Source organism: Streptomyces sp. SP17BM10 (assembly GCF_036322405.1).
Taxonomy (GTDB): Bacteria; Actinomycetota; Actinomycetes; order Streptomycetales; family Streptomycetaceae; genus Kitasatospora.
Genome location: NZ_JAQYXB010000412.1, coordinates 1 through 309 on the forward strand (window position 1 = coordinate 1; position 309 = coordinate 309).

Genomic DNA, 309 nt, shown 5'->3' on the forward strand with positions numbered 1-309 from the left:
ATCACCACCAGCTGGCAGGCCGAGCCGGGCACGTCCACGCCCTGCCAGAGCGAGAGCGTGCCGAACAGGCAGGTGGTCGCGTCCGAGGCGAACTCGCGGATCAGCTCGCCCAGGGTGTCCTCGCCCTGGAGCAGGATCCGCTTGTCGAGCCGCCCGCGCATCGCCTCGGCGGCCGCCTGTGCACCGCGCATCGAGGAGAACAGGCCCAGCGTCCGACCGCCGGCCGCGCCGATCAGCTCCTCCACCTCGTCGAGCATGTCCGGTCGTTCGGGATCGCGGCCGGGCTCGGAGAGGTGCTTGGCGACGTAC

The 309-nt window shown here is 71.8% G+C and carries 1 protein-coding gene; it reads right to left on the bottom strand.

Going from position 1 to position 309, the window contains the following annotated elements:
* Positions 1 to 309, bottom strand: a 309-nt coding sequence (locus PUR71_RS03720; RefSeq protein ID WP_329924859.1) for a helicase C-terminal domain-containing protein, incomplete at both ends; no start/stop codon positions are given.